This is a genomic window from Dysgonomonas termitidis, assembly GCF_054657735.1.
Genome location: NZ_BAAHYD010000001.1, coordinates 133,277 through 159,863, shown reverse-complemented (window position 1 = coordinate 159,863; position 26,587 = coordinate 133,277). Strand labels below are relative to the sequence as shown.

General features: G+C 38.4%; 15 protein-coding genes and 1 pseudogene. 4 read left to right on the top strand and 12 right to left on the bottom strand.

Annotated elements, in window-relative coordinates:
• Window positions 1–64: 64 nt before the first annotated feature.
• The 9 genes from ACYQ3L_RS00700 to ACYQ3L_RS00660 form a co-directional block, all read right to left on the bottom strand.
• On the bottom strand, window positions 65–826 hold the full coding sequence (locus ACYQ3L_RS00700; RefSeq protein WP_380000433.1) for a TetR/AcrR family transcriptional regulator: 762 nt from the start codon (window positions 824–826) through the stop codon (window positions 65–67).
• A gap of 650 nt (window positions 827–1,476) precedes the next feature.
• A complete protein-coding gene (locus ACYQ3L_RS00695; protein ID WP_380000435.1) occupies window positions 1,477–3,837 on the bottom strand; it encodes a glycoside hydrolase family 3 N-terminal domain-containing protein in 2,361 nt (786 codons plus the stop codon).
• Between the two features lie 171 nt (window positions 3,838–4,008).
• Window positions 4,009–5,646 carry a SusD/RagB family nutrient-binding outer membrane lipoprotein gene (locus ACYQ3L_RS00690; RefSeq protein ID WP_380000437.1) on the bottom strand — a complete coding sequence of 546 codons (1,638 nt, stop codon included), beginning with the start codon at window positions 5,644–5,646 and terminating at the stop codon, window positions 4,009–4,011.
• 32 nt (window positions 5,647–5,678) lie between these two features.
• Window positions 5,679–8,981: a SusC/RagA family TonB-linked outer membrane protein gene (locus tag ACYQ3L_RS00685; RefSeq protein WP_380000439.1), complete on the bottom strand. Its 3,303-nt coding sequence runs from the start codon at window positions 8,979–8,981 to the stop codon at window positions 5,679–5,681.
• 335 nt (window positions 8,982–9,316) lie between these two features.
• Window positions 9,317–12,814: an ATP-binding protein gene (locus ACYQ3L_RS00680; RefSeq protein WP_459952348.1), complete on the bottom strand. Its 3,498-nt coding sequence runs from the start codon at window positions 12,812–12,814 to the stop codon at window positions 9,317–9,319.
• Between the two features lie 245 nt (window positions 12,815–13,059).
• Window positions 13,060–13,350 (bottom strand): hypothetical protein, encoded by a 291-nt coding sequence (locus ACYQ3L_RS00675; RefSeq protein ID WP_380000444.1) that lies wholly within the window; start codon window positions 13,348–13,350, stop codon window positions 13,060–13,062.
• Window positions 13,351–13,472: 122 nt separating this feature from the next.
• The gene (locus ACYQ3L_RS00670) at window positions 13,473–15,008 is read right to left on the bottom strand and encodes an L-type lectin family protein (protein WP_380000446.1); all 1,536 of its coding nucleotides are present in this window, start codon (window positions 15,006–15,008) and stop codon (window positions 13,473–13,475) included.
• Window positions 15,009–15,015: 7 nt separating this feature from the next.
• Window positions 15,016–15,684, bottom strand: coding sequence for a hypothetical protein (locus tag ACYQ3L_RS00665; RefSeq protein WP_380000448.1), 669 nt, complete (start codon window positions 15,682–15,684; stop codon window positions 15,016–15,018).
• Window positions 15,685–15,965: 281 nt separating this feature from the next.
• Window positions 15,966–17,162, bottom strand: coding sequence for a hypothetical protein (locus ACYQ3L_RS00660; protein ID WP_380000450.1), 1,197 nt, complete (start codon window positions 17,160–17,162; stop codon window positions 15,966–15,968).
• 226 nt (window positions 17,163–17,388) lie between these two features.
• On the opposite strand from ACYQ3L_RS00660, the gene ACYQ3L_RS00655 reads away from it, so the two are divergent.
• The 4 genes and pseudogenes from ACYQ3L_RS00655 to ACYQ3L_RS00640 all read left to right on the top strand — a co-directional run.
• Window positions 17,389–18,525 carry a helix-turn-helix domain-containing protein gene (locus tag ACYQ3L_RS00655; RefSeq protein ID WP_380000452.1) on the top strand — a complete coding sequence of 379 codons (1,137 nt, stop codon included), beginning with the start codon at window positions 17,389–17,391 and terminating at the stop codon, window positions 18,523–18,525.
• Between the two features lie 546 nt (window positions 18,526–19,071).
• Entirely contained in the window at window positions 19,072–19,668 is a 597-nt protein-coding gene (locus tag ACYQ3L_RS00650; RefSeq protein WP_380000454.1) for a helix-turn-helix domain-containing protein, read from the top strand.
• Window positions 19,669–19,962: 294 nt separating this feature from the next.
• Window positions 19,963–20,400 (top strand): metallophosphoesterase family protein, encoded by a 438-nt coding sequence (locus ACYQ3L_RS00645; protein ID WP_380000456.1) that lies wholly within the window; start codon window positions 19,963–19,965, stop codon window positions 20,398–20,400.
• A gap of 53 nt (window positions 20,401–20,453) precedes the next feature.
• Window positions 20,454–20,969 (top strand): annotated as a pseudogene (locus ACYQ3L_RS00640) (substrate-binding domain-containing protein); the annotation flags it as partial.
• Window positions 20,970–21,047: 78 nt separating this feature from the next.
• On the opposite strand, the gene ACYQ3L_RS00635 reads toward ACYQ3L_RS00640, so the two are convergent.
• From ACYQ3L_RS00635 to ACYQ3L_RS00625, 3 genes are read right to left on the bottom strand one after another with little or no spacing between them, the layout of a single operon-like run.
• Window positions 21,048–21,458 carry a DUF4945 domain-containing protein gene (locus tag ACYQ3L_RS00635; protein ID WP_380000458.1) on the bottom strand — a complete coding sequence of 137 codons (411 nt, stop codon included), beginning with the start codon at window positions 21,456–21,458 and terminating at the stop codon, window positions 21,048–21,050.
• Window positions 21,459–21,486: 28 nt separating this feature from the next.
• Window positions 21,487–23,226: a RagB/SusD family nutrient uptake outer membrane protein gene (locus ACYQ3L_RS00630; RefSeq protein WP_380000460.1), complete on the bottom strand. Its 1,740-nt coding sequence runs from the start codon at window positions 23,224–23,226 to the stop codon at window positions 21,487–21,489.
• 13 nt (window positions 23,227–23,239) lie between these two features.
• A complete protein-coding gene (locus tag ACYQ3L_RS00625) occupies window positions 23,240–26,428 on the bottom strand; it encodes a SusC/RagA family TonB-linked outer membrane protein (RefSeq protein ID WP_380000462.1) in 3,189 nt (1,062 codons plus the stop codon).
• Between the last annotated feature and the right edge of the window lie 159 nt (window positions 26,429–26,587).

Here is a 26,587-nt window from a genome sequence, read left to right as displayed (position 1 = left end):
TTGAATGACTTATTAAAAAGGTATAAGTTAAAATAGACAATGGAGAAGTAAAGAGCGCATATGGCTACTCTTTACTATTTTGTAAACCCTTCAATGTTTTATCATCCAGCCTGGTAGTTTCTTTAACAATTTCATAACTTACATCCTTTTTGAGAAGACTCTTCGCAATCCTTACAGCTTCATTATTAGCAGACTTTGCTTTGATAGTTGCTTCATCGTAATCCGTGAAGACGCGCTTAACCATTATATTTATGGTTTCTTTCAGTTCTTTTATAGCTTCCTCCTCTGAATAATCGATTAAATTGAAAGTACCCATTTTCCGAAAGAGTACAATATAATATATGCCACCGATAAGAATAGAACTTGCATGGTTAAAATTAACCTCACAATCTTTAAATCCCTTCATAAAATATCGTGTTAGGTTTTGGCAGTTATTGTCGCGGTTCTGAGCGGTTCGCTGCGTAATATAATTGTTCTCGCTCATTTCCCAAATTAACAGCTTTTGAATACAGGGGTTATCAATTAGCACATCTATCAGGTCAGACATAATCTTTTGAGCATTTTTTACCGTATTATCTTTTATATCCACTTTGATAGAATCATTGAGCCAGTAGTCGAACCTCCTTGCAAATTTTTCTAAAAAATCATTTAAGTCTTCAAACCGTTTATAGAAAACGGCATGTTCCGTGTTTGCCTCATGATAAATAGCCCTCATTGATAAACCGTGATACCCATGTTCTCCGATAATCGTTTCGGCAGCTTTATACAGCGTCTCTTCAATTTCCTGACTGGTTCGCCTTATCCTGGTCTTCTTTGTCGATCCCATTTTAATCTATGTTGAATTATTTATCTGTTAACAAAATAGCGAATATAATGATTTTTTGTAAAGTCATATTGGTATGATTCTTATAATATTTATATTTCTTTTCGAAACATCTTCATTTTTTGTTGAGTATTTCCGTCAATTTAGTTTCTACCCGAGTAGGCTTGTTAATTTTTCTAGAAATAGCAATCCTGCTTTTAATGTCATTTTGAATATCAATTTCCTTATTCATACCAAAAAACAATCCCACATAACATGCTTATATAATGTCTCATTTGATATGATCTGAGAAATTTATGCACGAGCCGATTCCAAACAAAAGCAAGAAACTTTTATAAAGCCTTATATTGAGCATATTCCTGAATCTGTCAAATATAAAGAATGGAAGCAGAACAAAGTTATCCTAGTGGGGCTAAAAGGATTTAAGAAATAACATCATTACGTAATTAGCCACTTCTACAATAGCTTGTGAAATATCAATACCAACATATATATATATCTTTAAAATGATCGCGTAAAATGAATCCATGACCATATTTTATTTCAAAAACTTTATGATCCGGGCAAATCTTACAGGCATTCAATTTTGCGATACAGATTAGGTGATGCTTTGAACAGAGATAGGGGAAATTTGAAATACTGTCAATTGGTGACTATTTTTTTATAATTTCAAAGCGTTCTTTTAATTTAATATCTTGTGAAGAAGCCCCTACCCTTACTTCGAAAAATCCGGGCTCTACGACAAACTCATTATGTCTGTTCCATAAACCTAAATCCTGTGATGTAAGTTTAAATTCAAGTTCTTTAGTTTCACCGGATTCTAAATGAATACGTTCAAATCCTCGTAAAACCTGTGTATAAGTAGTAACACTACTAACTTCATCATTGATGTATAGTTGTGCAATCTCATCTCCGGCAATTTTTCCTGTATTGGTTATCCTGAATGTGACTTCAATATCTGATAATAAACCTGATTGCTTTGGTAAAACATTAAGGTCTGAGTATTCGAAAGTAGTGTAGCTTAATCCATAACCAAAAGGATATAATGCCCCGGATACCCGTACCGGGCCACTTGTATCTGATCCTGGCTTGAATGGAAATGCAAAAGGTATTTGTCCCACAGATTTGGGGTAGGTAACTGTAAGTTTTCCTCCCGGATTGTAATCGCCGAACAGAACTTCAGAAATGGCTGTTCCTGTAAATTCTCCGGGGAATGAGGTTTGTATAATTCCTGGAATATACTTATCGGCCCAATTAATAGATACAGCACGTCCGTCAATCAATACTAAAACGGTAGGTTTGCCGGTTTTATATATGGCCTGCAACAGGTCAAGTTGCCGGCCAATCAAGTCTAGACTGGAACGGGAATAATATTCCCTTACTGTTTTTTCAGATCCTCCAAGCACTACGATTGCAACATCTGATGCTAAGGCAGCTTTTACCGCTTTGTCTATCATTATCTGCTCTTCGTTGTTAAGTGGTTCTTTAATAATTTCACTTTCGGGGAAATTATTGTCAACAAGGTCACAGCCTTTCTCATATACAATTTTAGTATTAGGTAATAAAGCTTCCAATCCGTCCTTAACAGTTATAATTGGTGGGTTTGCCGGCCCATAACGGCATATGAAGTCTTTACGCTCGTCAGCATTCGGACCTATCAGTGCTATTTGTTTTAAATCCTTACTTAATGGTAATATATTGTCTTTGTTTTTCATTAGAACAATAGACTGGCGGGCTGCATCCAAGGATACCTTTTTATGTGTAGGATTTGCCACAATATTTTCTACCTCTTTCTTGTCTCCGGTGTATGGATTATCAAATAATCCCATTATAAATTTAACGTGGAGAATATCTCTTACTCTCGCGTCTATTGTATGAATAGACACTTTACCTTGCCTGACGGCTTCCCGCAGTGGTAGAATAAAATCGGAAGGAGGTGTAAAGTTAGTACGTATATTCAGACCTGCATTAACAACGGCAGCTGCTGCATCTACTTCATTCTTTGATACCTTATGCTTTGTCTGCAGGTATTCCACAGCCTCACTATCTGAAACAACATAACCTTTAAAACCCCATTCGTGACGTAATATCTCGGTAAGAAAATGGTAATTACCTGTGATTGGAATACCATCATAATCGTTATATGAACTCATAACGCCTAACGCTCCGGCTTCCTGAAAAGCAATGCGGAAAGGTTCAAGAAACAGAGTTCTCATCTCGCGTGGAGCCACATGAGGATCTGTGCGGGTTTCTTCGTCACGACCACCTACAGGGATGCTATATACTGCGAAATGTTTTGGAGTGGATACAATTCCATTTTTTTGTAATCCCTCGATCATGACTTTACCCAATTGCCCTACCAGATAAGGGTCTTCTCCGTAACTTTCAACAACCCGTCCCCAGCGTGGGTCCTGAGCAATGTCTAATATAGGGGAATACACATTCGTATACCCCAGTGCTTTTGCCTCTTTAGCTGTTATTTCCGATATTTGACGGATCAGGTCTTTGTTCCATGTTGCACCCTGCCCGCTCTGTGCGGGAAACAAGGTTGCCTGATAATGGCACAATCCCCTAATCCCCTCATTTGTAAAGTCAACCGGGATTCCCAGGCGGGTTTCTTCTACAAACCAGCGTTGTGTTGTATTTATTACTTCTACATGTTTTGAAAAAGGGAAAGCATATTCAGCTTTAAATGTCCCTAGACCGTTATGTTGTTCATCTATATTTCCTATGCCGTCTTTCCATAACTCATTTTTCCATTCGGGTGTAGGCAACGCGTCTTTCAGTACTCTTCCCGATCCGTACAAGGTGGCCATTTGAGCCGTTTTTTCATCCATATTCATTTGATTCAACAGATCCTCTATACGATCTTCAATATGAGCACCAGGATCTTCAAACACATCTTTTTTGCCATTTTTGTTAAAATCAATCCAGCCTTTTTGATATATTGATTTCGATTGAGAATATGCTACGCCTGAAAAAACAAGGGCGACCAATAAAAATATAAATTTCATTCGTTTTAATTTATTTTGTGCGGTTATCCGTTATTTTTGATTAAAACGGATAAATAACTCTGCATTGATATTTAATCGGGGCAAAGATGACTGAAAGGAATCCTTTTTTAATTTTCTTTGCCCCAACTATTAACTGTAATCAAAGGTAAGACTAACAAATAAAATATAATATTATTTCATATCCCACCATACTTTTACTTTAGGATTATTTTCACTTGACACCGCCTTGAAGTTTTCCCCGTTCATCGTTGCTTCAGATGAAGGATACATAAACCGTACCGGAGCGTTTTGCTGGTTTAGCAATACCATCAGCTCTCTATCTTCTACCATTAGCGGCAGGTCTGTACGACGGTATTCCGCCCAGTTTTCAAATGGCTGAAGTATCCAAAGGTGTATCCAACGTTGGGTTGCAATTTGTTCCAGCGCTTTTGCTGAATTGAATTTGTAGGGAGAAGATGCCAACCAATTGGTTAAAGTTGCATCTGAAACATCAGCGTCAGCAATTGCCGCTATTTTCATGGCTGTTTCCGTACTATTTTTGTAATATTTATAATATTCCTGTATGGAAAGAATAATACCTCGGTTGTAAAATTCTTCTGCATTACCCCAGCTTATAAGATTTCTAACCCGGGCTTCTGCCAGGAAGAAGTATACATCAGATGCTGTAATACCAATCCCATTAGGGAACTTGCTATTGTTACGAATAGTTACAGAATTTACTATACCATAAGTTTTTCTAATCTCATCTGCGGTCTTATCTTTAATTATAGCTTCAGCAGCATCTGCTGACTCAGGATATCCTAAGATAGGTTTTGTCGCATCATAAACATTACCGTTAAGGTCACTTGGAGGTTGGTAATACACAATCATACGGGGATCGTTCGCGGAATTAAATATTTTAACCATATTTTGAGGTGCATAAGCATATTCTCCGTTATTTTGATTTTGGCTTTCCCGTAAGGCTCTCCATATACCTGTGCAGTCACCCACCAGGGCAGTATTTTCTTTGTATGTATATGCATTGTCTTCGTTACCTGTAATCAAATCGACCAATGATAATCTACTCAGAACCTCTTTAGCTCTTGCTTCATCTATATTTGATATACGCATAGCAGCCCGTAAACACAAAGAATTGGCAAATTTGTACCATTTACTAAAATCTCCTTTATATACTATATCCTGAGAAGAAAACAATCGGTGCTTTTCTATATTATTGTCTAAGGAACTATTTTTAAGATAGGTAGCAGCTGATTCCAGATCATTGATGAGACTAAAGTAAATGTCCTTTTGAGAATCGTATTTCGGAGTTATATTTACAGGCTGACCATATAGCCCATTGCGGGCTCCCCATGCTTCGGAATATGGCATCGCTCCTAAAACATCCGTAGCCATAATAGTATTAAATACCTTTAAAATTTTTGCAGTTTCCATATACGGGCTATATTGTGCTTTCTCACCTTCGGTCAAAGAGAAGTTATAAATCTTATCCATTTCTGCAAGCTCCTGCATACGGGTAACATAATATTTCTCCCAGCGTCCATTATCAGTTTTAATTTCATATGTAGAGGATCTTCCTGTTCCATATTTTTGAGCTACAGTTTGCGTATATACTTCCAACATACGGAATATATAAGTATAGAAGTCACTATAGTCATTATCTATCGTTTTTGACGCTCCTTGTGTATAGAGAAATTCTATATTAGCACTGGTAAAACCGTCAGAGGTAAAATGCCTTTTATCCAGTTCATCTTCACATGAAGTAAAGAGAAGTAGCAGGAGGGTTGATGTATATAATAATATTTGTTTCATATTTTTCTGTTTATATGTTTTTATCTGTACTTTTAAAATCTTGCTTTTAGGGAAAATCCAAAGCTTCTGGCCATAGGGTATGAAGTATATTCAACATATGCGTTTTGCGCTTTTGTCCCTAAAACACTCTCTGGGCTTACATTTGGCACACTTTTATAAATGTAAAACAGGTTACTGCCTATGAGCGAAACACTTAATCCCTGTAATTTTATTTTAGAGTATATTTTGGATGGAATATTATATGTCAAAGACAACTCCCTGAATTTGATATATGTATTGTTATAGATCTGATCCTCTGTAGCTGTTGTATTGTATCGATAATTATAATACTGATAGGCTGAGAGTATCACATCATTAGGAGTACCGTCTTCTTTAACTCCTTTAGCTATTATACCATCATGATATACTTGTCCGTCTGCAGATGTTGACGGAACGACTGTATTGTGGCTATCCAGCTTTATTTTATTTCCTGTACCATCGATATAATATGGTATACCGCCATACTCTTGGTCACGGCCAAACAGGGATTCTTTTCCTGAACCTGTAGCTCGTAAATACAGATTCGTAAAGGAAACTAACTTACCTCCAAATTGGGCGTCAATAAGTGTTGTAAGGGAGAAATCCTTATAGCGGAAGGTCGTATTGAATCCTCCTATAAATTTAGGCATTGCATCCCCACAGTAGGAAACATTATCTTCTTGTATATATCTTCCATTAGAACCTACGATCATATTGCCGTCTGCATCACGTTTCCATTTTTTTAGATATATCCCATAAACTGGAGAGTTGGTATTTGACCAGAAATTTACGTCCCAAGAACTTCCGATTTGGTATGAAGACAATCCTTCAGCTAGTTCTTTAACCATACTTTTTGTATAACTGAAATTGAAGGATGCATCCCAACTGAAATTTTTTGTTTGTACCGGAGTTCCACTTAATTGTATCTCAATTCCGTGATTTTTTATAGTACCGGCATTCATTTTCATTGATGTTGCCCCGGATGAAACAGGTATGGCTACTGATAATATTTGATTACGGGTTTCGCTTGAGAAGTAGGTAAGGTCAAGTCCTATGCGGCCATTTAATGCTTTTAATTCAGTACCTAATTCCCATGAATGCGTTTTTTCAGGTTCTATTTTTACAGGTGGTACACTTTTGTCAAATGTATTCGTCGTTACTGTGTTATCGTGCGTTTCCAATTTGTAAGAAATGTTCGCAAAATAAGTTTCGGGAGTATGGTTACCTACAATAGCGTAAGAAGCCCTTACTTTTCCATATGTCAGCCATGACGGTAATTTAAATGCATCTGTAAATACAAAACCTAATCCAATTGAAGGATAAAAGAAGCTACGGGAATAGGACGGCAGGCGCGAGGTCCAGTCGTTACGGGCTGTTATATCCAAGTAAAGGTAATGATTGTAAGCCAACTGTCCGGAACCGTAAGCAGAGTAAAGTATTTCGCTGGAGTTACTCCCCCATCCGTTAAGGTCATTTAATCCCGGTAAACTTTTATTGTTTGCAGTCGAAAACACCCCATTCATTTTCAGCCCATTAGATTGCCATTGTAATTTACTCTCCTTTATATCTTCCCCAGATACCGCTCCCATTAATGAAAGGCTGAATTTTTCATTCAACGATTTGTTGAAGAGCAACATGGCTTCATAGAAATTTTTAGTATAATCCTGGTTGATCTTTCTGTATAATCCCTGAGATTTACTATCTGTAGGTACAGAATATTCTTTGAACATTTCCTTGTCTTCTTTCAGGATTCGGATACGGTCTGTTCCTACTGTCAGACGAAGAGTCAGGGGATCAATTATTTTCACATTCGTCGTGATAGTTCCCATTAATCTATCCTTTCCATTAGTATAAAGGTTTTCATTTTGTTGCCAGAGCATATAGTTTATTATATTATCCCTAATGCTGGAGTTTACACCGCCTCCGGTATTCGGAGCTCCATCTCTCATTTCAGATGTCATATAATAACCGTCGGCATCTTTGTAATGGTCCTTGTATAATGAAGTTATCTCACTTCTTGGCATCGGGAAATTAGATGCACGGTCTATACGGGGTGCGTTATTTGTATTTTTAGTTCTGTTAAATGTAATTGAAGTTTCAAATGATAGCCATTCAGAGACTTTTGCCGTTCCTGAGAAGTTAAAATTATGGCGCTCTTGCTTCATGTTCTTTAAGAAGCCTTCATAATTATTATTTGCATAAGACAAACGCATCGAATTTTTATCAGAACCATTGGTAATAGATATGGTATTGTTATTTGAAAAACCATTCTGAAATAAATCCTTATAGTTGTCCGGCTGAGGGTTGAACGGACGCTCTACTCCATCCCACCACAGTACTTTGGTACCGTCCATGCGGGGACCGAAGCTGCGGTATGTGCTTTCGAGGATATTTTGTCCGTTGCTGTTTTTATCGAAATAGCCTTTAGTACCTACTCCAAAGACATCCTGATATTCCGGAAGATAGGCAATTCTGTCTGTAGTATATGAAGTGCTTACATCAATACCAAGCCCCCTGCTTTTGGATCCTTTCTTTGTTGTTATCACTATAACTCCGTTCGTTGCCCTGGAACCATAGAGGGCTGCTGCATTTGCGCCCTTCAATACCGACATCGATTCTATATCTTCAGGATTAATATCATTCAGGGCTGATCCATCCTGAGTCTGATTGCGTTCACGTCCTGCCCAGTTTGAATCATCATCATATATAGGTACCCCGTCCATTACTATTAATGGACGATTTGTTCCAGAAATAGAATTGATGCCCCGCAATTGTATTTTTGTCCCCCCCATTGGACCTCCGGCTGTTGAAGATATACGCATACCTGCTACTTTACCGTACAATGAACTTCCTAAATTTTGAGTTGGAACTGTACGCAGTTCTTCAGATTTTATTTCTCCCATAGCATAAGGAAGGGCCCTTTTTTCTTTCTTTATACCCAATGCCGTCACAACAACTTCATCCAGCAATTTTGAGTCTTCTACCAATCTGATATCCAGGGATTCTTGTCCTGTATACTTTACTTCCTGGGTATGGTATCCCATAAATGTTATGAGAATAGTAGCACCATCGGGAATATTGGTGAGTGTAAATTGTCCGTTATTGTCCGTAATAGTACCGGTTGTTGTTCCCTTAATGGCTACTGTGGCTCCGATAACAGGACCGGTATCATCACTTATGGTTCCTGTAAGTTTCTTCTGTTGTTGAACCTTTCTTATTGCTTTTCCTTCATTTGTGCCGGATGCAAACATATTTCCAGTGGTACTGATTAGAATAATAATCAGCATCAGGCAAATCCTTTCACATAGCTTTCCCATAGTTTTTCAAATTAAATTAAAGATTAAAAGATTTAGTATTAATAAGATTAAAACCTGTAAATAAATTATGATATAGTAGAATATGGAATATCATATGTAAGTAAAATTAAAGAATATCCTACCCTATCAATTACGTCTTTTTCATTCAGGTAAATATTAAATTAACGTCTTGTTGAAACCCATTTCTGGTTCAACTCTTTTAATTTAAAATTACAGAAGAGTGGCTGACTAATGATGCAAAACTGTGTGATACTATATGATAAAAAAATATCGGACGATTTTATAACTTTTCGTACGATATTATAAACTATTATGTCCACTAAAATAGATTGGAATCAACTCTGTCTGTATTGCAAAGGCGTTAATCCATAATATTCTTTGAATGATTTGCTAAAATACCCGGGGGAAGTAAATCCTGCCTTATAAGCAATCTCGGCGATAGTCATATTGGGCTCTTCCTTTAATAATATTGTAGCTTTTTTCATTTTGATTATTATGATATATTCATTGGGCGTATATCCTGTGATTTCTTTTATTTTCTGGAATAATTTAGATCGGCCGACGTTTAGTTCCCTTGCCCATGAATTAATGTCAAAATCAGTATTGATCAGGTTCGATTCAACTATAGTTACAGCCTTTTTCAGAAAGAGCTGATCCCTGCCGTTTGTTGTAATACCTGTTTTTTCATTTTCTATTGTTGAAAAGACCTGTTGAAATTTTGCCTGCATTTCTTTTCTGCTTTTCACCAGATTATTACATTTTAATAATAATAATTCAATATTGAAAGGTTTAACGATATAATCATCGGCACCATATTGCAGGCCTTCTACATTCTGTTTTAACGAAGAACGTGCTGTTATAAGTAAAATGGGGATATGGGATGTGTCAGCTCTGGTTTTGAGTTTCTTACATAGGTCAAGTCCGGAAATACGGGGTATCATTACGCCTGACAGTATTATATCCGGTCTCGTTTCTATTGCAAAATTCAGGCCTGATTCCCCGTTATCTGCCGTAGTTACATTGTAGAGGGAAGAAAATGCTTCTATCAAGAGTTGAAGCAGTTCTTCATTATCTTCAATAATTAATATATTTGCTTTGAGATCTGCATTCTCTTTGAATATTTTTTCTTCCTCTTCTTCTGTTTCTTTATCTTCTTTATTTTCTATATGTTGGATTTTTGAAAAATATTCAGTTTCATCAAAAGACCTTTGGCTCTTTTGTAGTTCAGTAAAATGAGTGCTACCTAATAATAATCTTACTGTAAAACAAGTACCTACTCCTGCTTTACTCTCTACAAATATATCTCCATGGTGCTGGTTTACAATATTCTTACTGAGAGATAAACCTATTCCCATTCCGTCAACCCTCTGGGTTGCCGAATCCTGGTTGACCTGGTAGAACCTATCAAAAACCTTTTCCAGTTCTTCGGCTTTCATGCCAATGCCTGTGTCTAGAACGCTAAATTCAACATGATCTTTTTTTCGTTTCAGTTTTATTGTGATTGAACCACCATCATTTGTAAATTTAAATGCGTTTGATAATAGGTTATATACTACTTTTTGTATTTGCATTCTATCGAACCATACATTTATTGGTTCATTTGCTTGTTCGTACTTAAAAGTTATATTACGCATCCGGGCATATTCCTTAAAAGATTCATAAATATCTTCTATAAACGAAGATATATCTTCCATCGAAACCATTATAGCTAATGTTCCTTGCTCTAATTTATTGAAGTACATTAATTCATCTATAAGGAACCGCATTTCATTTGTATGCTTCTTTATTTTAAGAAAACTTTTTTTTAGCGATTGGGGCATATTTGTATTCTTAAGTGTTATATCTATCTGGCTCGAAATTAAAGTAAGCGGGGTTCTGAATTCATGGGAAACATTTGTGAAAAAATTAATTTTCATTTTATTCAGACTTGCCAGTTGCAGTTTTTCCCGATGTTCCATATTTAATGAAGCTTTCAGGTATATATTCCTTTGGGTAAAGCATACAAAGAATATAAACAGGCTTATGAGTAAAATGGCATATATAATATAAGCCCAGATCGAAAAATAGAACGGTGGGGATATGTTGATATCCAAATGAATTTTTTGATATTTATTACCTGCTTCCCTTACTGTAAGTGAATATCGGCCCGGAGGAAGTGAGGTATACCTGATTATTTTATCGTTTGTAATAGTCCATTGTTTATCGAAGTTTTCTAAAATATATTCATAAAGGACACTATTATTATGGATAAAGTCAGAAGATGCAAAAGTCAGACTTAGATTATTTTGTTTGTAATTCAATCTTATGAAATCAGCATATGATATATCCGTAGGTAATATATCAGGTGATGATTGAGAATCTGCCATCTTGTTATTGATTGACAAGGAAGAAAAAAATAATCGATGAGAATTTTTATTCAATTCACTTATTGTTTCAATGTCTTTTTCATTTAAGACTAACATACCGCCCAGCCCTCCAATGTATATTTGTTTATTTCGGGAAGCGGTATATAAACCACTACTTTTGTTAATAGACTTCAGGGGAAATATTTCAGCGAACGGTAAGTGTACAGTTCTAAGTGAGACAGGATCTAAAAGGGTAATTCCACTATCTGCTGTTATGATAAAGTGTCCGGAAGATAAGCATGCCAATTTATAATAGTTATCTGAAAGTAAGAGGCTATCATTGTTATTTAGAATTTTAAACTGTTGAGTCGCCTTATCGTAAGATAACAGTTGGGATTGGGATAATAAGTAAATCCTTCCGTCCGCTCCTTGTTGTATTTGTCGAATGCCTGATTTAGCCGGATTCAATCCAACCCCCAAATTATTGAAATTTTGTATTCGGGATGTTTTCAGATTGAGGTTAAATAATCCTTTCTCAGAAGAAGAGATCCATAGTATTTCATCGGAATCGATAAACATCGTTTGAATGATGCCAATATTATTGAAATCCAGGCTTGGAAAGCTGACTAATGTAGAAAGTTCCAGGCTATTCCTATCTAATTTATAGACATTGTCTTGTGTAGAAATGATAATATATTTGTCATTGAATGGTATGATTTGACTTATTACCTTCTGAATATTTGTTGATAAAATAGTATTTCCTAATTTATTGAATTTTTGAGAATTTTCAGCCTTATACCATAGTCCTTCAGTAAATGTGCCTATATAGAGCCGCTGATATTTGGTATCGTACCAAATTGACTTAATTGTATTGTGGGGAAGGTTGCTGTTGCTTTTGTCATATGTTTTAATTAAGCCTGTATTGGGATTAAGAAGATTTATGCCTCCTTCTTCAGTGGCAATGTATAGGTTACCTTTTTCATCCTCTGTCATATTCCCGATAATAAGCCCATTTAACATGGAGGGGTCTTTACTACTGGTACCATAGAAACTATATAATTCTATAGCAGGATTGAAATAGCTGACACCACCATAATAACTGCCAACCCATATTGTTCCCTGCCTGTCTTTATATATAGAATAAACAGAATTGTGACGGAGTGAGTAAGATGCTGATTCATTGTGTATCAGGATAGAAGATTTTTTTGTTTCGGGTGAGTATATTGTAATACCCTTATATGTTCCAATCCATATATTTTGTTTGTCGTCTTCGCAGAAACAGCGAATCCGGTTATTAGACAATTTTACATTGTCTGGCAAAGTTAGTTCTTCTTTAAAATAAGATATTTCTCTTGTTTTTTTTTCTAAGAATCTGACCCCGTCATTAACGGTACCCACCCAGATATTATTCTTAGAATCTTCAAACATGCAAGAAACGTTTATATCCTTTATCAGACATTCTGTTTTATTATTTTTTACAACAAACAATCCATTGTTCGTTCCTATCCATATATTACCGTTACCGGAAAGTAGTACGTTTTTTATTGAGGTGATAGGCCCGCTTATTTCCAATATTTTAGATGAAGTATTACTTTTGTAGTCGTATATATACAAACAGTTTTTTTTAGTATAAAGTAATTTTTGATCTGATGTAGAAAGTATATAGTCGGCTTCAATCCCTGTCTTTGTAAATTTATCGTAACGTGCATCATATACAACTATTTCAGTATTTGCTAATATATATATATCATAGTTGTATTATCCCCGCATATCTGTTTTATATTCGTATCCTTAATACCATCCAGATAGTCTGATAGACGATATGTTTTTAATACACTCCCGTTATATTTATTCAACACATCATTTCCAAACCACATATTTCCAAGTTGATCCTGCCAGATGGAAATGGCCGACTGGATAGAAAATCCATTGTTTGTAGAAAGATGTTTAAAATAAACATCTTTTGCTGATAATGGATGTTGAATTAATACGAAATATAATAATAACAGCAGGTTGGTTCTCATAATATCCAGAAAAGATTCATAGTATAAATTAATAACAACATAGTCAGTTAAGAAGTTTTATTATTCGGAATAATACATATCAGAAAACCTCTCATTCTCTTTTAATTTATAAATGGCAGATTTCATTTGAGATTTCCCGTAACCATCCGGTTGGAAATTACAGCTTTCCCGGGAACGACATCTATCCTTACCGTGGTAGGCAGGGAGCGGTAAGCATCGTCATTATACGGCACTTCATTATTCAACCCGGCTTTGATATTATACTTTACTGAAGCTTCCCCGATAAAACTGCCCGCCGGAGTAAATGTCAGTTTTTTTGTAGCAAAATCAAACTGCCAGATACCATTTGCGGCACTATAAGACACCCCGCCTGCATAGGGCACACCTATATCAGCCCCTGATTCATCACAGAAACGGAATGAAGACGGATCGAAGTTGTTCGTGTCCCCTGTCATTTTTTGTGCAATATGCCCGGTATATCCTATGTCGTTGGACAGCGAGTCAATAGTAACCGGCACTCCCTTGTGTGTCGAAGCATGATCATCATTCGCTTCGGCTGAACCCGGAAGGGTGATTTTCAACTCCCTTAATAAATGGATATCCGTAGATTCTCCCGTACTGGCGGCAAAACCGATACGGAAGAAATCAGGGATGGAGGCGGCCAGAGTGCTGTTAGCGCTTGTAGGGACAGGATTAGTGGTATTATAATCCCCGGCAGAAGTATAGGCATTTTCCGCATATTGTAGGGATTTTTTGTAATGGTAACCGTCGATAATAATTGTAGTATCCTGTTCGTGCTGTATACTGACCGTCACCAGAAACCCGTTTGCACCCGCATCCGGAAAAAGTTCGATGATCGCTTTCCGGTAAGAATTCTGGCCGCCCCTTAAATCAAAGTCCCCCTTATATGTGTTTATGGAAGAATAAGCCCCGCCTGTATCGTTGAGTTTCCAGCCCGGGCTGTATCCTTTTGTCGGCTGGCTGATCAATACAGGATAACCGGTATAGCCGGCTCCCATTCCGCTTATTGAAGAAAATTGTAAAGCCTGCGCACTTCCGCCCTGGGCTCCACGCAATGTAACATTACTGGTATAAAGGTCGCTGGTACTGGTGGTAAGATCAGGTATCCCGTTTACCCGGGCTTCTCCCTGGAACCTTCTTTGCTTGAAGTTCCCGTAAGAATCCAGGGCAATTCCCAGGTAAGCGCCACTTAATCCTGTAGCCCTGGAAGCACTATAGTTATTATTCGCCCGGTTATAAGCATAGCCGAGCCCGCACCCGGGAGCCCCGATAGTAGGAATAGCTACGCTTGCATCGAAAAGGAATACACTCATACCATCGGCTCCGTTTCCGCCGTACATTACATATTCAAACTCTATCCGGATTCCCTGTATAGATTGAAATTGCTTGTTTTTTATAAAGACCGCGCCGAATTGTTGGGCTGTTGCCGGCGTTAACCGTAAGCCATCGGCAGAGAAAGTTGCAGCATTAGCCTTTCCTCCCTGTGGTGTCGCTTTTTCTATTTCGCCGGGTTGACCTGAAGTACGAAAACTCTGGTAATAAGGAAAATCGCCGTATATCGATTGTGCCTTTGCCTGTGGCAGGCCTAAAGATACCAATATCAAGACCATCCATATAATTACAGATTTGTTTTTCATAAGACACTTATTTTAAAACAAAAACAATATCGATCAGCGAGTAATCCGAGGCTGCCTGTTTCACTTTATAGGTTAATATACCCTCGTCGGTTAAAGATACGATCTCAAAAACATCTTCATCATAATCGGTGATATAGTAGTACAGGTCGGTTGCAAGAGGCAGGTACGGGATAGAGGGTGGAGCCCCCGGACTTACAAGCTTCGGCGTTTTAAACTGGTTTATGTACAACTGATAGATGTTCTTTGCCGACTGGAGTCCGGTGGATGATGTGTCGAAAACGATGGAAGGCATATAAAACCAGTTGGTATATCCTAGGTACAGTTTTTCCCAACGGGACCCGTTATTATAATAAAAGCCTGCGGACACCCTGTTTTCAATAGGGACCGATGAATCAGAAGTATTGGTATTATACACGATTGTTCCTTTCATATGATCCGTTATTCCAAAATAATCACTGGATGAAAGAAGTGATACACGGGGCAGTATTAATCCTTTGGAAGCCGTTCCGTCCGCATGTTCTTTCAAGTCAAGGAGTGCTTTTTCGTGAAAAGGCTCTCCCGAGCCGATTGTTACCTGGGCGGGTATAGTCTGTGTAAAGGAAAATATACCCAGTAACAGCAGCATTCTGAATATTGTCCATACACATCGTTTTTGCTTAAAGTTTGCTAGTTTCATGTCGTTCAATCCTGTTTAGTTTATAGCTTTGTTGTATATCCAAAAGATTAGTGTAAGTCATTGCGTTGTTTCATATAAAACATCAATACCCTCCAAGTCCCGTGCCGGCTGCTTTCTCAAGTGGCGGACAGGAATAAGTAAGCTAGTTGAGACAAATGTATTGAAGACTACAAGCAATATCTCCCTGGTGGGTACTGATGTTTCATGCAAGACAACTTAAAGATTACATGTTGGCATTATTATAAGAACGTGCAGGGAAACTATATCCCCTGATATTTGGATTATTCCAGTCTTTCGATAAAGGTAGTCAGTGTAGCAGGAATTCCCAGAATACCATTTGAGGCCGCTATCTCTCCGTTTATATTAAATGTTACCCTGTAAACTTCCTGCGTATTGTGAAGGGATACCAATAATACGGCAAAATCCCTGTTGATCGAACTTATTGTATAAGCAGTGCTGCTACTCTGGTAAACATTGTCTCCTTTATCCAGAGCCAGCCATATACCCGCTTTCAGCGATTTCTTACCCCAGAGGCTGTAATGTCCTCCCAGGCCGGCTTTATCATAATAATAACTTAAATGCGTATCGACATTTGTCGATAGTTGAAAACCTTCTCCGCTTCCTCCCAATAGATAGTTCCAGCCTACATACCGGATATTCAGGTTTCCCATTGTAATGGGAGTTGCATAGAAGTCTTGACCCAGAGATAGAGCACCCGGAAGAGCGATAACGGATCTTGCATATTCCATTACTTTGACATTTTTTACATCCCCGACTATAGCGGAGCAATTTTGTCCCAGAAAATCAGTTATTACAAACTCAGTCGTTACGGGTGATGATTCTATAGGCATACCTTCAACGCTATAATACAGAGAGCCATTACCTACAGCTAAATTCCCGGGTTGCAATATTGCGGTCAGGCCATTAGTCGTAGAAATCATATGCGAGTTGTATTCTCCACCGTTACCTCCAATATAGGGTATTATCAGTGTTCCGGAATAAGGGGTACCCGCCTGGTACTGTGCAGGGGATAAAGTGGCACTGGCACACTTCAGTTCCTGGATTTCCGGGGAGACAACTAACCTGGTGTCCATCCTTTTCCATAAACTGCCATCCCAGATATACAGGCCCGGAGTGAAAACATCTTTTTCTTGTGTTGGGGTTGGATTGTCTGTTGTATTGAATACGACCAAACCGGTGTGGGATTTATCCACTGTAGCTTTATCTGTTGTGTAGGTTGCGTTTTCATTACCGGGCATACCGTACATCGGGAATAGTCCATTCGCTTTGACGAGTGATACGCGGGGATAAAGTAATCCCCTGCTGGAGTTATCATCTTCATTTTCCGTTTCCTTCAGCTGAAGGAGGGCTCCATTCTGAGGCTCAACTCCGGAACCTATCGTTACCTGAGCCTGAGCATAAAGTGTAATAATCAGTAAAGTTATAATTATGATTAATTTTGAAAATAAATATTTCATTGTTGATAAGATAAATAAGCTGTTTATTGTTTCGTCTTCAAATTATATGTTCGATATTTTATCGGATTACAAAATTAGCCCTGTTTTAATGTATTATATTTTATTTGGTAAAAAGTTACCAATGCCATATAATAAATTATTTGGAAACAATTGATTTTAAGCATAAAATATACATATATTTGTATGACTTTTCTTATGTAAATTTACAATTTGGCACAGAGACAAAATGGATTTAGGTGGTATATCCTTTGAAGATTTAAATAGTACATCATCGTTTATTCCCGCCGCAATAGCTTTGACTTCGTTCGGGCTGTTTGCCTATTCTTTCCGGCAGAAACTTCCGCCTAAAGAAAACCGGATAAGGGTAATTGTGGCTGCTTATCTCTTAATATCATTTACGATTCTTTTCTTTTCAGGTATGTACCAGGCGCTGGAAAGTATTATCAGGTATATACTGCCATTATCATCTTTAGGAATACAGGTAATGCAGGTATTGTTTTACCATTTTGTTTCTGAGGTGACTATTAATGAGAGGAGAAATAAGACAATACCAATATTCCATTACTATGTACCGATATTATTGTTACTTGTCCAGTCCCTGTTTTATTACCGCGATTTTGGAATTCTTACGTCTCTGGGAGATCTCAGTTACTATCTGGAAAATTATTTTTTTGTTACTTGCAGTTTATATATCCTTTTTTATACGATATTAAGCTTGCGAAAGGTAAAGGAATACCATGAAACACTGAACAAGAAATTTTCCGGCGATAAAAAAGAGATACGCATAACCTGGTTATACTGGGTTATTTCGCTTAAATTTATAACTGTCGCATGCATGGTACTATATGCTTTGAATCCAACCATAAGCTCTCTGGTTTTATATATTATTGTACAGCCTCTTATATGCTCTTTGTTGACTTTTCATACGTTACTGAGGGAATATGTATTTGTGTATCAGGATATCAGCAACAGTATAATGACCCGTGGAGGGAATATAATGAATATCCGCACGGATGTTATAAATGAGTTGAGAACAAGCGAAAATGAAACGTTTGATAATAGTGTTATAAACCAGAAAGAATTTGAAAAATATTTCAGGGTACATAAGCCATATCTTAATGCAGACTTAAAAATTACAGATCTAACCGGTATTTTCATTACAAACAGAACCTACCTGTCCCGTTTTATCAATGAAATTTACGGTATGAATTTCAAGGATTATGTAAATTCATGGCGTCTCATGGAAATGGATAGGCTTTTAAGATTAAAAAAAAATCAGGGAAAAAGCATTGGATCATTATGCGGTCAGGCAGGATTCGGAAGTATAAGAAGTTATTGGAGAGTAAAAAAAACGAAAGAATAATCATTAGATTTATTGAAATATATGTTAGATGCTAATCAGGTCATATTATTGGCGACTTTTTCAATATCTTTGTCTGCAGCTATATGCTGTACTGTATTATTATCGGCAAAACAGGTTTACTTATCAGAGGAAAATACGTTTAACCGCAAAGTGCAGTTCCACACGATATATTTCTATCTTATTCTCTCTTCGTATCATATATGTACATTTTTCCTGAATTATGAGATAGAAGTATTTATAAATATATCCTCCTTATTTTACCTGATAGTCATGTTGGCTTCGGTCGGTTTTTATCACATAATATTTTTATTAACCAAGCTTCACATTGACGAACCTTTTTCCTATAAGCATTATGTTTTCCCGGTATTATTTTATATTGTCTATACCTCATGGAGCTTTTTCGTTCCTGATGAAATCAGGACAGGTTTAGCAACCCGGGAAATATATATTGTGCAAAATCATGAGTGGTTCTGCAGGTTTGATTACATGAGAATCCCGGTAAGGAGTGTATTTATAATATTTTATTTTATACTATCCCTTAGAAGGATGTTAAAATACAGGAAGAATATCATTCATTATTCTGCAAATGTGGAGGCTTCTTCATTAAACTGGATTTATGAAGTATTATTGATTTATCTGATAACTTATGTTCCTATTCCAATCCTGTTCCTTTTATCGGATCCCGGGAGCACACTTGAATACCTTACAAAGATATTTTTCAATTGTTTTGCCTTTATTTTTGAAATTATCCTGTGTTATAATATATTCACGAATAATTTTATTTCTATTACTGAAGATGTAGTATCACAGGAAAAAGAAAATGAGGGCGGCAATTACGGGCCCTTAAACAAAAATGAGTTCGAAGCATTTATAAAAAAACAAAAACCTTTTCTCAACTATAACCTGAGTATAACCGATCTGGCATTATTACTTGGCACGAACCGGACATACCTATCCCGCTTTATTAATGAAAACTACCTGTCAAGTTTTAGTGTTTACATTAATAAGTGCAGATTGGAAGAATTAGAGCAAATAAGAAAATCTTCAGCTTATGCCACCCTTCAGGAAGAAGAGCTCATATATTTGGTCGGCTTCAAGAGTTTGAATAGCTATAAAAAGACATTAGAAGCCTTAGATATATAACATTGATCTTCTCAGTAAAGAGGATCATATTATATACCATCTTTCCTGACTCTATAAAATCTATATTTGGAACAGTCTATATTACTGAAGATGACATTGCCCGGATTAATAGTGGATAACCGATAGGCTTTATACTTATCTCAACAACCCCCTACATTGCTGATCGTCTGGCAGGCCATATTACCAAAGTTTATCCTGTTTCGTCTATAAATAAAATGGGATGAAAATAAAAATCAGGGAAAACATCCATTGGTATTATAACAAATGCGAAGTTATAAGCGGAATTGAATTATAATGCCCCCTCTCTGGTCTTTTATTCCGGTATCAGCGGAGGACATAGTTAAGAATACATATCCCGATTTTAAGTTTATCCGACATAATGGAGAATTACTGACGGTAGATATATACAATAAATTGCATAGCCAATACATTGAATTCCTGATGAAAGAATTGCAGGAGAGAAAAGGAAAAAGGGTTATAGTATCGCATCATGCACCTGCTCTTCAGTGTATGGCCGATGAATTCAAAGGAAACCGGATGAATTGTGCATACTATTCTGATTTGGAAAAACTCATAAAGCTTTATAATCCAGACTATTGGATTTATAGGCATTCTCACCGGAATACAGGAAGTATACAGGTTGGCAATACAACTCTTTTATGTAATCAGCTTGGATATATAGGCAAATCGGAACAACTAAGGTTCAATAGAGCTTCTTGTTTTATTATCTAAAACAAGATAAGGTTTAATTAAAAATCAATTTTATTTTGCTTGTTTAATATTATTTTATGCTTGAAATCTTTACTTACCATCCTGAGTTAGAAGGAAAATATTCGTCCGTAGCCCTGAATTTTGAGAAAGATACATATGAAGCCCTGAATTTCGGACTGTCGCATATCCAGAAATACGAGCGTATTTTTATGGTTCAAAGCGAGGAAAAAGAGCCCTATGAACGCTACGATGGCTTACAGAGATTTTGTAAGGAGCACGGGTTTGAACATAAATATCTGGATTCCGTCAAAGACAGGAAAATAAAGAAAAGAGATTTGTTTATTCTGGTGAATGACAGGGTTTTAGTGGATTTGCTGAAGCAGGCTGATAAACAAGAATTCACTGCCGGCAAGCAATTCGGGATAATATCATATAATGATACTCCTCTAAAAGAGATTCTGGCTGGCGGCATAGCTACCCTGTCTGCCGATTTCAAGCAAATGGGAAAAACAATGGCTTCCCTTATAAACAAAAAGGCTATAGAGACTATCGAGAATCCGTGGAATCTTAATATCAGGAATTCATTGTAATTGTATGATTATCATATATTTGTTTGGTTTATAGATATGAAAAAGCAGGTAATGTATTATTACCTGCTTAATAAAACCTCAATCTATATCTACTGTTTGCCCTAAAGAGTATATGTCATCGGACTGGCCGTATGTCTTCTCTTTTAGCTTCCCTACCATCTTTACGGTTACCTTATATTTCGCATCGGGTTCTTGCATCGTATATTCCCAGCTGGCCGGCTCACCGGTCAGTACGATCTGGTGTTCGGGAACAGTTGTATTCCTGTATACCTGGATATATACTGATACAGGCCTTTTCATTTCATCAGGTATATTGCCGGGTATGTTCCACTCCAGTTTAATCTTATCGGGATTGGTCAGCGTATATTTTAGCTCTGTCACTGTGGGGAGCGTCACTCCTTCTTTATAATCGATTATATCTCTGTCGTAGCAGCTGTTAGCCATTAGGGCTATGCATATAACCGAAAGTATATATATTATTCTTTTCATATCTATTCTGTTTTTGATGATCATTGGATTAATAGCCCGGGTTTTGTATATAAACCCCCATAGACCAGTTCAGCTGGTTTTGCGGAATAGGTTTATATTCGTCTCTTCCAGTCACAAATGAAGCATTGTTCATCCACGAAAACCGGGTTCTTTCTTTTCTGAAATATTCATTCATTGTAGGCTCCAGTATACCCCATCTTTGCAAGTCGAAGAAACGTCTGCCTTCGCAAGCTGTCTCCATTCTGTTTTCAAACATCAGGGCTTTCCATGCATATTCCTTAGTCCATTTGGCATCGTTCGGATATTGGCTTATCTTGTAATTGAGATGATAAGAGCCATCCTTTTTTCTCAGGCGGATGGTGCTGTCCTCAGCCCTTTTGCGAAGCTGATTGATGATAGGACGGGCTTCTGCAAACCTGTCCAGTTGAATCAGGATTTCTGCTTTCCACAGCAGAACTTCAGCATAGCGGATCTGCTTTACATTCAGTGAATTCCGGTTTACGATAAGGCAGGCACAATCGGGATGTACCAATTCCTTCATGGATTTCAGATATCCATAGTCTCCGGGGCTTCGCGAAGCACTCTCCTGAAAGAGTAATTCCGGATCATATTTGAACGGATATCCCGGTATGGCAGCCGTGTGGCTGAGCCGAGGGTCGAATGAGTTGGATGCAAAATAAGTCGGATAGTTGCCTTTCAGTTCGGCATCGTTGAAAGTAGTGAAAAGTGGCAACCCGTCGGCATCTGTCCTGAAGGCATTGGCTAGATTAAAGCTCACTTTATGAAAATCGCAACATGGAAAATAAGGCTCCCATGACGGGGCATTCAGTTCCGATCCGTTATTTGTATTCCCTCCGTTCGAGGTTCCGTCACTCATGGAATATTGCAGCTCCCATAATGCTTCCTTTGTATTATTGTCATATTCGGGCAGGAAGTTATCAGCATAATCACTGCAAAGGTCTACGGTTTTACCTTCCTGTCCTGTAATTTCGTTGATGTATACCAAAGCGCGGTTGAGCGTTTCCTTATTGATATTTACCACCTGATGCCTTTCATCTTGTTCATAAGCCATGAAGAGTAAAGCTTTTGCAGCCATTGCACGGGCGGTGTTTTTATTTACCCGGCCGGGTTCGGTTTGCTTATCGGGTAGTAGCCTTACTGCTTCTTCGAGGTCGGCTACAATGTTTTTCCATAGTTGAGAGTCGTCCGAACCATCAGCTCTGTTGGAAGTCTGCCTGATTGCGTCCGAATCACGGGCTGTAATTTCATCGATCCATGGGATATATCTCCACAGGGTTTTCATGAAAAAGTATGTAGACCCGCGCAGGAACTTTACTTCTCCCGTGCGTACACTTTTCAGCGGATAGTTCTCGTCATTTACCATAGATAGTGCATGGAGGGCGGTATTATACCTGGATATGGCAAAATAACCGCTTGTCCATACCCCGTCATTCCTGTCGATGGTAGGTACTACCGACGAAAAAATCTCCATCTCATACCAGGCTTGCTGGTCGCTGGTACCTGAACCTCCTTTATAAGCATCGTCCGACCTTATCGAGCCATGCATCCACCCGTTATGAGAATCTGTCCACGGCAGGTTTGGTATTGCCGAGTAGCACGGAGTAACAAAGCCTTCGATATATTCGGGCTTTCCGAACATAAAATCTTCGGAAAGAAGCCCCTTTGCATTTACATTCAACTGGTCGTTGCAGCCAATCATTATTAAAGCCAGGATAGGCAGCAATAAAGATGTATATATTATTTTCATAATCTTCGTTTAATTAAAATGTTACATTAACTCCTAAGGTCACAGTAAATGGGACTACGTATCCAAATCCTGCATTTTCGGGATCCGGCCCTGTAAACTTGTCATCGGCCCACCATTTCTTGATAGTGAACAGGTTATTGGCAGACAGGTAGGTTCTGAGACGGTTTATAGATGCTTTCTTTATTATGCTTTTCGGGAATGTATAGCCTATTTCTACAGTTCTCAGTTTCAGATAAGAACCGTCTTTTATAAAATAGGTGGAAGAGCGCCCCTCGTTATTCAGGTTTTGTGTAGACAGTGCAGGTATATCCGAGTTCGGATTCTGAGGTGTCCATGCATCGAAAACACCTTTCAGGTGATTCTTATTGTTTCGGGTAGTGATATTCCAGAAATCGCTGTATTCTACCCATTCATCCCACACCTGGTTTCCATATACGCCCTGGAAGAATACCGACATATCTATATTCTTATAGTTTGCCTGAAAATTGAGACCGAATGTGAAATCAGGATCACCGACGCCAATCCATGTGCGGTCGTAGTCGGATGTTATATTTCCGTCTCCGTCGAGGTCTTTATATCGTATGCGGCCAACGCCTTTCCCCGGCTGTTGAGGCAAATTGTCTACTTCTTCCTGTGTCTTGAAAATACCATCGGCGACATAACCGTAGAAAGAAGAACGCGGACGCCCTATCATATCGTCTAACATACCGTTGCCACCGTATACACTGCGGACAGATTCGGGCAGGTCGAGTATCTTGTTTTTAAAAGTGGCGAAGTTTCCTGTCAGGCTGTAATTAAAGTCCGTAGACGGTTTACTCCTGTAAGTTACCAAAAGTTCGATACCGTTGTTTTCCATACTCGGCCCGTTCACATAACGGTAGCCTCCTTCGCCGATAGCAGCCATATATTCAGGCCTGTATAACATATCTGTTGTCTTTTTATAAAAATAGTCGATAGATCCGCTGATTCTTTGATCAAGGAAACCGTAGTCGATACCATAATTGGTTTGTGTCACCGTTTCCCATCTAAGGCTTGGATTTCCCGTCCTGTCTTTATAGTAGCCGGACATTAACGAACCGCTTCCCGTGCCATTCAGGTCATAAGAAGTCCTGTCATAATTTGCCATATAGCTGTTTTGCAGCCATCCGCCCGGAATAGCCGAGTTACCGTTTTTACCCCAGCTGAACCGAAGTTTCAGGTCGGAGAGGTAATCGAGTTTTTCCATGAAAGGCTCATTTTTGATTCTCCAGCCTAAAGAAAATGCAGGGAAAGAAGCCCATTGGTTGTTAGTCCCGAATTTGGAAGACCCGTCATGGCGGAATGTTACCGATAACAAGTATTTTGAGTCGTAAGTATAATTTGCTTTTGCAAAATAAGAGAACAATGCATATTCATCGCCTGAGCCTTTTGCTTCTGTAATCTGGTCGCCTGTTGCTACATCCAGGAATGCATAATCCCTGTTTTCCAATATCAGCCCGTTCTTTCTTGCATAGAAACCTTCCGTTTCCGCTTTTGTAAACTCGATTCCGGCAACGGCATTGATATCATGCTTACCGAATCTTCCGCTATAATTCAGTTGATTGGTCCATTGGTACTCGAGAAAATGGTTCTGGTCGTTTCTCACATAGTTCAGTTTCTCCGACCTGCCGGCTCCATCCGCTTCATCCCATTTAGGATCTACGGCACGGTAATATGATCCGCGATAATCCACGCCAAAGGAAGTACGGGCATGCAAGCCTTTTATGATCATCAGGTCGGCATAGGTATTCCCTATTATTTTCAGGAACTTATTTACATTGTCTTTGCCTAATTTCAGATTCATGACAGGGTTTCGGTAGTCATCCATTCCCACATCCAGCGAGGCGCCTCCCCATCCTCCTGCATCGGTATAAACAGGGATGATAGGCGGTTCCATTACAGCCCAGCTGGCCTCATTTGCTTCACGGTAGTTGATATAGTTCATCTCGAAGTTTTCGCCGATCTTCAATCGGTTATTGATCAGATTGAATTCGGTGTTGAGACGTGCCGAATATTTCTTCCAGAAAGTCTCTATCTGAATGCCCTGGGTATCTTCATAACCCAGATTGAAGAATGTACGGGATTTGTCGTTTCCGCTCGAAATAGAAATCTGATGATTGTGGGATACTCCTGTCCGGGATATTTCATCAATCCAGTTTGTATCGGCAGGGCGCATTGTTTTTGCGTTGTTCAGCCATTCTACAGGTTTCACCGATTTCAGTACGGGATGCCCGTTGCTGTCATAATCCCAGTCATAATTGAAATATCTTACACCTTGCTTTATTTCTCCCAGTTTGCCGTCATTTGCAAATGCCTGCCACAAAGCGTGTCCGTATTCTTCGGTATTGAGCAGTTCCGGCTTGTTTGTCCACGTAGAAAACTGCACTCTGCCGTCATAACTGATCTTTGTCTCGCCCTCTTTACCCTTTTTGGTTTCGATAATAATTACCCCGGCAGCGGCACGCGAACCATATATACTCGCCGAAGAGGCATCCTTCAATACCTGTATGGACTCGATATTTGCAGGATTTATATCGCGCAGATTATAATCGCCTGCTAGTCCGTCCAGTACAATCAGAGGCCCGGGCTGGGCATTCAATGAGGTAAGCCCCCTTATCTGAATATTTACACTGGCTCCGGGGCTGCCATCGCCTGTAATGAATACTCCCGGCAATTTGCCCTGCAACGATTTCAATACATTCGTAGATGGATTCTGGGCTATATCCGAAGCTGATGCAATAGCCAACGACCCGGTGAGGTCAGCTTTCCGTTGCGTCATATAACCTGTCTGGATAACGACCTCGTTAAGTGCAGTAGCGTCATCTTCCATAACGACGTCTATCGTACTGGTGTTTCTTACCGGTTTTTCCACCGTCTTCTTGCCAATAAAAGTAAATACCAGGATGTCGTCTTCAGAAGTTACTTCAATCGAATATTTACCGTCGGCATCCGTCATTGTCCCTTTAGCAGAACCTTTGATGCTGACTGTTGCTCCTGAAAGAAACTCTCCTGTTTCCTTTTCCGTTACCATCCCTGAGACAACTCTTTGGGGAGCCGTGAGGTTTGTATCAGCGTAAGCAATGGCTGTTGTCCACACAAATAGAAAGACTAAGCCAAGATACCTGACCCGCGTATGTAACAGACTGATAAAGTTTGTCACCGCCAAATGTTTTAAATGATTCATAATCAATATTAGATTTAGTAAAAAAATAGAATATAAAATATATCTGTTAGTTCGTATTATTCGTATCCGCTCATCCGAAAAGGGATATAGTACCCACTGTGACACTTGTTTCCGAGTGTCATCAATATCTGTCGTAAGCCTGAATAGCGGCTTAATCAG

Bases quoted from the DNA above. Each gene is read 5' to 3' on its own strand.
- ACYQ3L_RS00655 (WP_380000452.1), top strand. From the start codon at position 17,389: ATGGATTTAGGTGGTATATCCTTTGAAGATTTAAATAGTACATCATCG.
- ACYQ3L_RS00670 (WP_380000446.1), bottom strand. From the start codon at position 15,008: ATGAAAAACAAATCTGTAATTATATGGATGGTCTTGATATTGGTATCT.
- ACYQ3L_RS00685 (WP_380000439.1), bottom strand. From the start codon at position 8,981: ATGGGAAAGCTATGTGAAAGGATTTGCCTGATGCTGATTATTATTCTA.
- ACYQ3L_RS00630 (WP_380000460.1), bottom strand. From the start codon at position 23,226: ATGAAAATAATATATACATCTTTATTGCTGCCTATCCTGGCTTTAATA.
- ACYQ3L_RS00650 (WP_380000454.1), top strand. From the start codon at position 19,072: ATGTTAAAATACAGGAAGAATATCATTCATTATTCTGCAAATGTGGAG.
- ACYQ3L_RS00660 (WP_380000450.1), bottom strand. From the start codon at position 17,162: ATGAAATATTTATTTTCAAAATTAATCATAATTATAACTTTACTGATT.
- ACYQ3L_RS00665 (WP_380000448.1), bottom strand. From the start codon at position 15,684: ATGAAACTAGCAAACTTTAAGCAAAAACGATGTGTATGGACAATATTC.
- ACYQ3L_RS00690 (WP_380000437.1), bottom strand. From the start codon at position 5,646: ATGAAACAAATATTATTATATACATCAACCCTCCTGCTACTTCTCTTT.
- ACYQ3L_RS00675 (WP_380000444.1), bottom strand. From the start codon at position 13,350: ATGAGAACCAACCTGCTGTTATTATTATATTTCGTATTAATTCAACAT.
- ACYQ3L_RS00700 (WP_380000433.1), bottom strand. From the start codon at position 826: ATGGGATCGACAAAGAAGACCAGGATAAGGCGAACCAGTCAGGAAATT.
- ACYQ3L_RS00635 (WP_380000458.1), bottom strand. From the start codon at position 21,458: ATGAAAAGAATAATATATATACTTTCGGTTATATGCATAGCCCTAATG.
- ACYQ3L_RS00625 (WP_380000462.1), bottom strand. From the start codon at position 26,428: ATGAATCATTTAAAACATTTGGCGGTGACAAACTTTATCAGTCTGTTA.
- ACYQ3L_RS00695 (WP_380000435.1), bottom strand. From the start codon at position 3,837: ATGAAATTTATATTTTTATTGGTCGCCCTTGTTTTTTCAGGCGTAGCA.
- ACYQ3L_RS00645 (WP_380000456.1), top strand. From the start codon at position 19,963: ATGCCCCCTCTCTGGTCTTTTATTCCGGTATCAGCGGAGGACATAGTT.